The organism is Micromonospora sp. DT4 (assembly GCF_049841675.1).
Classification (GTDB): domain Bacteria; phylum Actinomycetota; class Actinomycetes; order Mycobacteriales; family Micromonosporaceae; genus Micromonospora.
Window position 1 is genome coordinate 1 of record NZ_JBNCKT010000143.1, and the last position, 11,375, is coordinate 11,375.

At 72.8% G+C, this 11,375-nt stretch carries 6 protein-coding genes; 5 read left to right on the plus strand and 1 reads right to left on the minus strand.

Annotated elements, in window-relative coordinates; all coding sequences use genetic code 11:
- Positions 1-182: 182 nt before the first annotated feature.
- Positions 183-2,888 carry an MGH1-like glycoside hydrolase domain-containing protein gene (locus tag ACLQ24_RS26250; RefSeq protein ID WP_425894376.1) on the minus strand — a complete coding sequence of 902 codons (2,706 nt, stop codon included), beginning with the start codon at positions 2,886-2,888 and terminating at the stop codon, positions 183-185.
- A 42-nt stretch (positions 2,889-2,930) separates the two neighbouring features.
- Between ACLQ24_RS26250 and ACLQ24_RS26255 the strand changes: the two genes are divergently transcribed.
- The 5 genes from ACLQ24_RS26255 (at position 2,931) to ACLQ24_RS26275 (ending at position 11,002) form a co-directional block, all read left to right on the plus strand.
- Positions 2,931-4,874, plus strand: a complete 1,944-nt coding sequence (locus ACLQ24_RS26255; RefSeq protein WP_425894377.1) for an amylo-alpha-1,6-glucosidase — start codon at positions 2,931-2,933, stop codon at positions 4,872-4,874.
- A 137-nt stretch (positions 4,875-5,011) separates the two neighbouring features.
- Positions 5,012-6,346 carry a glycosyltransferase family 4 protein gene (locus ACLQ24_RS26260; protein ID WP_425894378.1) on the plus strand — a complete coding sequence of 445 codons (1,335 nt, stop codon included), beginning with the start codon at positions 5,012-5,014 and terminating at the stop codon, positions 6,344-6,346.
- 83 nt (positions 6,347-6,429) lie between these two features.
- Positions 6,430-8,349 carry a protein kinase domain-containing protein gene (locus tag ACLQ24_RS26265; protein ID WP_425894379.1) on the plus strand — a complete coding sequence of 640 codons (1,920 nt, stop codon included), beginning with the start codon at positions 6,430-6,432 and terminating at the stop codon, positions 8,347-8,349.
- A 118-nt stretch (positions 8,350-8,467) separates the two neighbouring features.
- Positions 8,468-10,090 (plus strand): serine/threonine-protein kinase, encoded by a 1,623-nt coding sequence (locus ACLQ24_RS26270; protein WP_425894380.1) that lies wholly within the window; start codon positions 8,468-8,470, stop codon positions 10,088-10,090.
- Between the two features lie 102 nt (positions 10,091-10,192).
- Positions 10,193-11,002 carry a metal-dependent hydrolase gene (locus ACLQ24_RS26275; RefSeq protein ID WP_425894381.1) on the plus strand — a complete coding sequence of 270 codons (810 nt, stop codon included), beginning with the start codon at positions 10,193-10,195 and terminating at the stop codon, positions 11,000-11,002.
- Positions 11,003-11,375 lie beyond the last annotated feature (373 nt).

The window sequence follows — 11,375 nt, forward strand, 5'->3', positions numbered from 1 at the left end:
TCACCAGAAAGGTGCACCTGCTTCCACATAGGACAAGGCCCCAACAACCATATCCTTGCAGGTCGGGTGCACCTTTCCTTGACCACCCTCGATGCCAGCTATTCACTCTGAATAGCGGAGGACTACTACCGCATCAGGCAACGTTCGCCCTATCGACCGGCACTGCGCGGCACTGCGCGGGGTCAGCGGCGCAGGGTGAGGATCAGGTCGGCGACCAGGGCCGTCCAGCCGGTCTGGTGCCAGGCGCCCAGGCCGGCACCGTTGTCGCCGTGGAAATACTCGGGGAAGGCGACCAGGTCCCGCCAGTCGGGGTGGGTCTGGAACAGGTGCGCCGCGCCGTAGATCGGTCGGCGTCCCCAGTCGTCCTGGGTGAAGAGCGAGATCAGACGGGTCGACAGGTCGTCGGCGATCTCGTCCAGCGAGCGTTTCACCCCGGAGCGCGTCGGATACTCCACCTGGAGGTCGTCGCCGAAGAACGCCGCGTAGTCGCGCAGCGCGCTGATCAGCAGGAAGTTCGTCGGCATCCAGATCGGGCCGCGCCAGTTCGAGTTGCCGCCGAACAGGCCGCTCGTCGACTCGGCCGGCTCGTAGCCGACCGAGAACTCCTGCCCGCCGAGGGTGACGGAGAACGGCTTGTCCAGGTGCGCGCGGGACAGCGTGCGGAGGCCGAAGTCGGAGAGGAACTCGTCGGGGTCGAGCATCCGGGCGAGCAGCCGTACCACCTGCTCCTGGCCGACCATGGACAGCAGCCGCTGCTGGCGGCCGTCCGGGCCGAGCCGTCGGGTGCCAATCACCTGGGCGTACTCGGGGCGGTTGGTGAGGAACCAGCGCAGCCGCGCGCCCAGCTCCGGCAGCCGGTGCAGGGTCTTGGCGGTGAGGCGGGTGGTGGCGGCCAGCGGCAGCAGCCCGACCACCGAGCGGACCTTCAGCGGTACCTTCGTGCCGTCGGCCAGCCGCAGCACGTCGTAGAAGAACGCGTCCTCGTCGTCCCACAGCCCCTGCTCGTACGCGGCGGCGGCGATGTAGAGGAAGTGTTCGAAGAACTTGGTGGCGGTGTCCACCCAGGTCCGGTCGTGCTCGGCCAGCACGATGGCCATGTCGAGCAGGTTGAGCGCGTACATGGCCATCCAGCCGGTGCCGTCGGACTGCTCCAGCACGCCGGCCACCGGCAGCGCCGCCGAGCGGTCGAACGGCCCGACGTTGTCCAGCCCGAGGAAGCCGCCCTCGAACACGTTGTTGCCGCCGGTGTCCTTGCGGTTGACCCACCAGGTGAAGTTGAGCAGCAGCTTGTGCATCACCCGGCCCAGGAACTCGAAGTCCTTGCCGCCGTCGATCTCGAACACCTTGAGCGCCGCCCACGCGTGCACCGGCGGGTTCACGTCCCCGAACGCCCACTCGTACGCCGGGATCTGCCCGTTGGGGTGCAGGTACCACTCGCGCAGCAGGAGCAGGACCTGCTCCTTGGCGAAGCCCGGGTCGACCCGGGCGATGCTCACGCAGTGGAAGGCCAGGTCCCAGGCCGCGTACCAGGGGTACTCCCAGGGATCGGGCATGGAGATGACGTCGAAGCTGGTCATGTGCCACCAGGCGCTGTTGCGCCCGTGCCGACGTCCGGCCGGTGGCGTCGAGCCGGGGTCGCCGTCCAGCCAGCGCTTGACGTCGAAGTGGTAGAACTGCTTGCCCCACATCAGCCCGGCGATGGCCTGCCGGGCCACCAGCGCCTCGTCGGCCGTGGCGGTCTCCGGGATCACGCCGGCGAAGAAGCGGTTCGCCTCGGCGCGCCGGGCCCACACCACGGATTCGAAGCCGTCGCGCAGGTCGGCCGGGGGCGGCGGGCCGGCGGCCGGGGGCGACGCGGTACGGGTCAGCCGCAGGCGGATCTGGCGCTGACCGCCGGCCGGCACGTCGAGTACGTAGTGCAGCGCGCCCTTGGTGCCCTCGCGGGCGGGGTTGACCGTGGGCGCGCCGTTGACGACGTGGTCGTTGATGCCGTCCTTCGGGTACGGCGAGCGGCCCGGCAGCCCCCAGAGCCGTTCGGCGTTGGTGTCGTTGTCGCAGAGCAGCGGCACCGGGCCGCCGTCACCCTCCAGCAGCAGTTGGCCGAGCACCCGGTGCTCGCCGACCAGCCGGGTGCCCTCGCCGGTCAGCCGGGGAATCCGGTCGCCGCCGGGCAGCCCCCAGGCCCAGGTGTTGCGGAACCACAGGGTGGGCAGCACGTGCAGGGTCGCCGCCTTGTCGCCCCGGTTGGCCACGGTCACCACGATGCACAGGTCGGTCGGAGACGCCTTGGCGTAGTCGACGGTCACCGCCCAGTACCTGTCGTCGTCGAAGATGCCGGTGTCCACCAGTTCGTACTCGGTGTCGTCCCGGCCGCGCAGCGCGTTCACCGCGACGAGTTCGTCGTACGGGAAGGCTCCCTGCGGGTAGTGGTAGCGCCAGCGCATCCAGGAGTGCGTCGGTGTGCTGTCGAGATACCACCAGTACTCCTTCGCGTCCTCCCCGTGGTTGCCGCCGTCGCCGCCCAGGCCGAACATCCGCTCCTTGAGGATCGGGTCCTTGCCGTTCCACAGCGCCAGGGCGAAGGCGAAGGTCTGTCGGTCATCGCAGACGCCGGCCATCCCGTCTTCGTTCCACCGGTAGGCTCTGGACCGCGCATGGTCGTGTGGGAAGTAGTCCCACGCCGTACCGTGCTCGCTGTAGTCCTCCCGTACCGTCCCCCACGCCCGTTCGGACAGATAGGGACCCCATGCACGCCAGTCCTGCTCACCCGAGTCGGCCTGGGCGAGCCGGAGCCGCTCAGCGTCGGGTGGCGAGGCGTCGGAGGACGATCCGTCAGTGATCACGTGCACATCTTTGACGCCGCCGCGGTACTTCACCACAGCGGCCATTCTCGCCGTGGCGTGTTACACCTCGGCGGCGGTGGAGGAAAGTTGATCGACATTCGTTTCGGCCCGCAGGTCTGTGGCGACCTGACCAGCGCGTCCAGCCGGGAGTGGCTGGTGCCCGACGGTCTCGGCGGGTACGCCATGGGCACCGTCGGCGGGTTGCGGACCCGCCGCTACCACGGCCTGCTGGTGGTTCCTGGCGACACTCCGGCGTCCCGCCAAGTGGGACTGGTCAGCCTCGACCCGGCCGTCACCCTGCCCTCCGGGGCGCGGGTACGCCTCGGCGCGCACGAGTGGTCCTCCGGCGACGTCGACCCGCGCGGGTTCGAGCTGCTGGAGCGCTTCGAGCTGGTCGACGGGCTCCCCCGCTGGCGGTGGCGGATCGGCGCGGTCGTGATCGAACGCGAGCTGGCCATGCTGCCCGGCCGCTCCTGCGTGGCGGTCGTGCACCGGCTGGTCGCCGGCGGTCCGGTCCGGCTGGAGCTGTCCGCCGCGTGCACCTGGCGCGACGCGCACGGCGAGCGGCGGGCCGACGGTCCGACCCCGCAGGTCGAGGCCGTCGCCGACGGTGCGGTGGTCGAGGGCGCGTACCGGCTGGCCGGCCCCGGCTGGACGCCGGAGGGGCAGTGGTGGCTGGGCGTGCACCACCGCGAGGAGGCCAACCGGGGCCTGCACCCGGACGAGGATCTCTGGTACGCGGGCCGCTTCGCCGGCGAGCTGGAACGCCCCGGCGACACGGTGTCGGTGCGCGCCTGGGCCGCGCCGCTCGACCTGGAGCCGATGGCGGCCGAGGAGATCGTGGCGACGGCCCGGCGGCGCAACCGGCAGGTGGTGGCGACGGCGAAGCCCGCCGACGACGTCGACGCCACCCTGGCGCTGGCCGCCGACGCATTTGTAATCCGCACCAACGAGGCGGCGGCGGACGTGGTCGCCGGCTACCCCTGGTTCGGGGCCTGGTCGCGGGACACGATGATCTCGTACGAGGGCTTGTTCCTCTGCACGGGTCAGGCCGACCTGGGCCGGGCGCTGCTGCGGTCGTACGCGGCGACGCTCTCCGAGGGGATGCTCGCCAATACCGCCGACACCGGTCGGGTGGAGTACAACACCGTCGACGGCACGCTGTGGTTCCTGCACGCGGTGAGCCGGCACGTGACGGTCACCGGCGACACCGATCTCGGCGACGAGCTGCTGCCCGCGCTGCGTGGGGTCGTCGACGCGCACGTGGCCGGCACCCGTTACGGGATCGCCGTCGATCCGGCCGACGGGCTGCTCAGCCAGGGCGCTCCGGGCACCGCCCTGACCTGGATGGACGCCCGCGTATACGGCGTGCCGGTCACCCCGCGGACGGGCAAGCCCGTCGAGGTCAACGCGTTGTGGATCAACGGGCTGGCCGGTCTCGCCGAGCTGACCGAGCTGGCCGGGCAGGACGCGGGCGGGCTGTGGCGGCTGCACGGGCAGGCCACCGCCTCGTTCCGGGAGCGGTTCCCGGCCCCGACCGGGTGGCTGCACGACGTGCTGGACGCGCCCGCGCCCGCGTACCCGCTGGGTGGGGCCGCGCTGCACGACGACGACGCGCTGCGCCCCAACCAGTTGCTGGCCTGGTCGTTGCCGTTCGCGCCGCTGGAGCCGGACGAGGCGACGCTGCGCCGGATCGCGAACGGGTTGCTCACCCCGCTCGGACCGCGCAGCCTCACGGAGGATGCGCCCGAGTTCGTGGGTCGCCATCGGGGCGGCCCGGCCGAGCGGGACGGTGGCTACCACCAGGGCACGGTGTGGCCGTGGCTGCTCGGGCCGTACGTGGACGCTGCCCGCCGGGGCAAGATGTCAGTCGATGACGTATTGATTGGCATTGAGTCCCATCTGACCGAATATGGGCTAGGATCGGTAAGTGAGACGGCCGACGGCGTCGCGCCGCACTCCGCGACCGGCTGCCCGTTCCAGGCGTGGTCGGTGGCCGAGTTGCTGCGGGTTCGCCGAAAGGGCCAGTAGCGCTTTACATGACCGCAACGGCGGTGTCTCCGCTGGTTATTTCGGGCCCGGCAGGATTGGCCCCGATCCAGACGCGACGGCGACACCGACTCCGGTGTCGGTCGGCGCGCGCCCGGGGACAACTCAAAGGGGGCCGCATGTCACCCGATGCCCACGTGATCGACATCCACCCCGCCCGCCAGCTACGGGTACTGATGCTGTCGTGGGAGTACCCGCCGGTGCTCGTCGGCGGCCTCGGCCGCCACGTCCACGCCCTGTCGGTGGCCCTGGCCGCCGCCGGGCACGAGGTCACCGTCGTCACCCGCCACGCCGACGGCGCACCCCTGGAGGAGTACGCCGACGGCGTGCGCATCCTGCGCGCCCCCGAAGACCCGGTGACGTTCCCCCTGGCCACCGGCTCCCTCCTCGCCTGGACCATGGCCTTCAACCACACCCTCACCCGCACCGCCCTGCGCGCCACCCAGGCCGGCGCCTACGACGTCATCCACGCACACGACTGGCTCGTCGCCCACACCGCGGTCACCCTCTCCGAACACCTCGACCTGCCGCTGGTCACGACCATCCACGCCACCGAGGCGGGCCGGCACCAGGGCTGGCTCCCCGAGGAGATGAACCGCACCATCCACGGCGTCGAACACTGGCTCAGCGGGACCTCCACCCGGGTGATCACCTGTTCGGGTTACATGCGCGACCAGGTCAGCGCGCTGTTCGACGTACCGACCGGGCTGGTCGACGTGGTCCCCAACGGCGTCGACGACCGGGCTTGGCGGGCCCGACCGCGCGCCGTCGCGTCGGCCCGCGCCCGGTTCGCCGCGGACGGCCCACTCGTCGGGTACGCCGGACGGCTGGTCTACGAGAAGGGCGTACAGCACCTCGTGCACGCGGTGCCCCGACTGCGCGAACGGCACCCCGGGCTGCGCGTGGTGATCGCCGGCGACGGCCCGTACCGCCCCGAGCTGGAGGCCCAGGCCCGCCGCCTGGCGCTCGGCTCGACCGTCCGCTTCACCGGCTTCCTCGACGCCACCCAACTGCCGGCGGTGCTCGGCGCCACCGACGCGACGGTGGTCCCCAGCCTCTACGAGCCGTTCGGCATGGTGGCCCTGGAGGCCGCGGCAGCCGGAGCGCCCCTCGCGGTGGCCCGTACCGGCGGCCTCGCCGAGATCGTCGAGCCCGGCGTCACCGGCGTGACGTTCCCGCACAGCGACCCGGTCGCCCTCGCGGGCGCGGTCGACCGACTGCTCGGCGACGAGGTCTTCGCCCGGCGGGTGGCCCGACGGGCTCGCACCATGGTCAGCGAACGGTACGGCTGGGCCGCCATCGCGGCCCGCACCGCCGCCAGCTACACCGTCGCCCGCCGCGAACACGGCCCACTCCAGGCCCGTCGGGCCGCCGCCCGACTGGCCGGCGGACGTGACCGGATCGCCATTCCGGAGGGAAATCTGCTCGCCGCCGCCGACCACGCCGCCTGCTGAGTTTCGTCGGACGAACTATAGGTACCTTCCGATCCGCTGGTTAGGGTGTACACCGGACAGCGGCTGAGGAGGAGCGTGCGCAGGTGCTGATCGCCGGTCGGTACCGGTTGCTCGACCTGGTGGGCCGCGGGGGCATGGGTCGCGTCTGGCGGGCCCGCGACGAGATGCTGCACCGCGAGGTCGCGGTCAAGGAAGTCGTACCGCCGAGCTGGTTGGCCGACCACGAGCGGGCCGAGGTGCGCTCGCGCACCCTGCGCGAGGCGCGCACCGCGGCCCGGCTCAACCACCCCGCGGTGGTCCGGCTCTACGACGTCGTCCCGGTCGAGGGCAGTCCGTGGATCGTGATGGAGTACGTCCCGTCGCGCACCCTGCAGGACGTCATCGACGCGGAGGGGCCGCTGGAGCCGGTCCGCGCCGCCCGGATCGGCCTGGCCCTGCTCGACGCCTTGGAGGCCGCCCACACGGCCGGGGTGCTGCATCGCGACATCAAGCCGCAGAACGTGCTCGTCGCCCACGACGGCCGGGTGATGCTCACCGACTTCGGACTGGCCACCTTCGACGGCGGGGACGGCGCGATGACCCGCCCCGGGATGGTGCTCGGCTCCCCGCAGTACGTCGCGCCCGAGCGGGCCGCCGAGGGAGTGTCCACGGTGGCGGCCGATCTGTGGTCGCTGGGCGCCACCCTGCACGCCGCCGTGGAGGGCCGCTCCCCGTATGCCCGCAGCAACGCGATGGCCACCCTCAGCGCGCTGGCCGCCGGTCCACCGGACCCGGCCCCACACGCGGGTCCGCTCGCGCCGGTGCTCGCCGGGCTGCTGCGCCGCGACCCTGACGACCGCCTGGACCACGACGGGGCTCGCCGGCTGCTCACCGCCGCCGCGACCGGTCGCGCCAGCCTGCCGGACCACCCGCCGCACGACGCAACCGACGCGCACGACGCCGCCCCGCCCACGACCAGCCTCGCAGGCCTCGCAGGTCCGATCGGCCTCGCCGGTACCGCAGTTTCGGCGGGCCCGACCAGCCCCGCAGGTCCGGCCAGTACGCCGGCCGCTACCGCCTCCCCCGCCTCGGCGGCGTCCACCTCCGGGGAGGTGGCCGCCGCCGCTCGCTGGCAGCCGGAGTCCGACGCGACCGGCGCCGGCGCCCGCCCGCCCGGCGACGGCCCGCCCGGAGACGCTCCGTCCGACGTCCACCCGCGCACCGACCCGGGTGGCCGGGCTCCGACGGACGCCACCGGCGCGACGGGTCAGGCGGGCCGCGGGCGTCCGGCGCGGCGGGCGGCGCTCGTCGTCACGGCGTTGCTCGTGGCGGCCGCCGCCGGCGTGGGCACCGCGCTGGCCGTCGCCGACGACGGCCCGACCGACACCGCCGGGACGTCCACCACCCCGACCGCCGGGCGCGTGGACGACGGTCGCGGGCCGGACGGCAACAACCGGGACCGCCCGCACCGCGGCGGCCCCGGCCGGCCCGGCCCCCCACCCGGGGGCCGCGACATTCCCCCGCCGCCGTTCCCCTGCGTCCGCCCCGACATCACCGGCGTACCGGTCACGGTCGGGTCACCCGACGCCGGCGAGCGGTTCCGGCCGCCGCCGGGTTGGGTATGGCACGCCGACACGACCGGCTTCCAGGTGTCCGTCCCGGCGACCTGGTACTACTCGCGCGAAGGAACAGTGGCCTGCTTCCAGGACCCGGCCACCGGGCGGGCGTTGAGCGTCGCCGAGGGCGGCGCCGCGGACCCGCTGACCCGCCTACGCTCGGCCCGCGACGAGGCCTCCCGGGCCGGGGCGCTGCCCGGCTACGACGAGATCCGGCTCGCCACCGGCGACGGTGGCGTCGAGTGGGAGTGCCGGTGGGATGCCCCGGACGGCCCCCGGCTGCACGCACGGCAACAGATCGTGGGCGCGGAACGCTGGACGCTGGGCTGGATCACCGACGATCGGGATTGGACCGCCGCCAGCGCGGACTGGACCACCGTGCGAAAGAGTTTCCGACCACCCCGCTGACCTGCGCCGTACGGCCCTGCTCGGCCCTCCGTCCGGCGTGGATCGAGGCCGCTCAGCGGATGAGAAAATCGGCGGCGGTGGCTATCGTGTGACGCAGGGTGACCGAGGGGGAGCGACCGTGCAGCAGTTGCTGATCGCGGGTCGGTACCGGCTGCTCGACCTGGTCGGCACCGGCGGGATGGGCCGGGTGTGGTTGGCCCGCGACGAGATGCTGCACCGGGACGTGGCGGTGAAGGAGGTCGCGCCGCCGGCCTGGCTGGCCGAGTCTGAGCGCGCGGAGCTACGACTGCGGACGCTCCGCGAGGCGCGCGCCGCCGCGCGGCTCAACCACCCCAACGTCGTCCGCCTGTACGACGTCGTGCACGACGGCGAGAACCCGTGGATCGTGATGGAGTACGTGGCGTCCCGGTCGGTGCAGCAGATCATCAACGCCGAGGGCCCGCTCAGCCCCGCCCGTACGGCCCGGATCGGGCTGGCGGTGCTCGCCGCGTTACGGGCCGCGCACAGCGCCGGGGTCCTGCACCGCGACGTGAAGCCGCACAACGTGCTGGTGGCCGACGACGGTCGGGTGGTGCTCACCGACTTCGGACTGGCGACCTTCGACGGTGGCGACGGGGCGATGACCGGTCCGGGCCTGGTACTCGGCTCCCCGCAGTTCGTCGCACCGGAGCGGGCCCGCGACGGCGTGTCGGATCCGCGCACCGACCTGTGGTCGCTGGGCGCGACGCTCTACGCGACGGTCGAGGGACAGTCACCGTACGCCAGGTCCAGCGCGATGGCGACGCTCAGCGCGCTGGCCACCGAGCCGCCGGATCCGATGCGCCGGGCCGGCCCCCTGCGTCCGGCGATCAGCGGCCTGTTGCAGCGCGATCCCTGGCGGCGGTTGACCGCCGCCGAGGCCGAGCCGCTGCTGCGGGCCGCGGCGGCCGACCACGACCAGCGGCCTCCCCCGGCGCAGTCCTCGGCGGTGGCAGCGGTTCGCGACGCGGCCCGGACGGCGGCGTCCGCCCGGGTCGACGAGGCCGGTCCCGCACACGAGGCGGCGACGCCGACCCACCGCCCGACAGGCCGACGGGGACGGTTCATCGCGTGGGGTGGCGCGGCCACCGCGGCGGCCCTGCTCGTCGCCGGTGGTGTCACGGTGGCGCTGCTCCACCGCCCGGACGAACGCACGCCGCCGTCCGGCTCCGGCGGCGGCGCGACCGCCACCCGACCGGCGGCGTTCGCCTGCGCGTCGCCCCCGCCGCCGACGGCCACGCCGGTGCCCTCGGTGTCACCACCGAAAGACGCACGGTACGGGCTGCGGGACGGCTGGACCTGGCATGACGACCCGACCGGCTTCCGCATCGCCGCGCCGGTGGCGTGGGCACGCTGGACCGAAGGGGCGGTGACCTGCTTCCGGGAGCCCAGCGGGGCGCGTGTGCTCAGCGTCGAGGCGGGGCCGACGCAGGCCGATCCGGTGGCGCACCTCAAGGCCGAGGAGAGGCGGCTCGTCAGCGCCGAAGCGCTGCCCGGCTACCGCAAGGTGGACATCTCCGCGTTGGACGTCTTCGACGGCGGGGCCCTCTGGGAGTGCAGTTGGGAGAATGCCGCCGGCGAGCGGGTGCACAGCATCCGACTGCTCGCCAACACCTCGGCCCGACGCGCCTACACCGTCTCCTGGTTGACAAAAGAGTTCGACTGGCAGGTCAACGCGGCATACTTCGTGATGATCCGGCAGAGCTTCACCCCCACCCCCTGACACTGTCCGTTGTGGACGTTCAAACTGACGCCCCTGCGACACCGGTGCTCGCTACAGTGGCGTAGTTTTGGCGCTCAAGATCCCTGGGGAGGGTGAGCCGAGATGATGGGACCGTCGCACGCGCTGTCCGGCGCGGCGGTATGGCTGGCCGGGTCCTGGGCGCTGGACCAGTTCGCCGACTACCACCAGTCGCCCCTGGCGCTGGCGGTGGGCACAGCGGTGTGCGCGGGTGGGGCGCTCTTTCCGGACCTCGACCTGTCCGGCAAGGTGACCCGCAACCAGGGAGGCGCCACCGTCGCCCGTACGTTCGGGGTCTTCTCGCTCTTCGTCGCCGAGGTGATGGAGAAGATCTCCCTCGGCGTCTACTACGCGACGAAGCTCAGCAAGGACCCACGTCGCAACAACGGGCACCGGACGCTCACCCACACGCTTCCGTTCACGCTGCTGGTCGGCTGGGGCACCACCGCGCTCTGCGCCGCGTACGGCAAGTGGGCGGTGATCACGATCCTGTTCTTCATGTTCGGCCTCGCCCTGCGCGGGCTCTTCGACGAGTGGGCCGAACGGGCCGGCTGGGTGATCGTGACGCTCGCGTCGGCCGGCGCCGCCTGGTTCACCTTCGCCAACCTGCCAGGCGGGCGGGGTTATCCGCTGATCGGTACGGCCGTCGGGGTGGGCTGCTTCGTGCACATCCTCGGCGACATGATCACCAAGGCGGGTGTGCCGATCCTCTGGCCGATACCGATCCGCCGCCGCATGTGGACGATGATCGGCCTGCCGAACAGCATCGCGCTGCGCACCGGCAGCAAGACCGAGGTCGTCGTCCTGCGCGCCGTGCTGACCGTGGTGGTGGTACTCGCCACCGCCGGCCTGATCGCGCCATCGGTGCTGCAACGCTTCAACATCGACGTGTAACCTCGCCCCACCGCCCAGTCGCGCCCCACCGCCCAGTCGCGCCCCCGCCCCGCCTCCGCAGTCGCGCCGCCCGCCGCGCCCCACCGCCCAGTCGCGCCGATCTTGCACTTACGGATGCCGATAAGCTCCATTTCGCACCACATGTCGGCGAAGAAAGTGCAAGATCGGCGCCGTGCGGAACGCTTCCCCACGCCAAGATCGCGCTCGATCCAGGATGTTTCCAGGATGTAGTGGCCTCCCCTTGGCCCCGACACCACTAGATCCCTGGATCGAGCGGGATCATGCCGCGGCCTCCTGCGCCCCGCGCCCCGCGCCCCGCGCCCCGCGCCCCGCGCCCCGCGCCCCGCGCCCCGCGCCCCGCGCCCCGCGCCCC

Excerpts from the sequence above, each read along its gene's own strand:
- ACLQ24_RS26275 (WP_425894381.1), top strand. The coding sequence starts at position 10,193 with ATGATGGGACCGTCGCACGCGCTGTCCGGCGCGGCGGTATGGCTGGCC.
- ACLQ24_RS26260 (WP_425894378.1), top strand. The coding sequence starts at position 5,012 with ATGTCACCCGATGCCCACGTGATCGACATCCACCCCGCCCGCCAGCTA.
- ACLQ24_RS26250 (WP_425894376.1), bottom strand. The coding sequence starts at position 2,888 with ATGGCCGCTGTGGTGAAGTACCGCGGCGGCGTCAAAGATGTGCACGTG.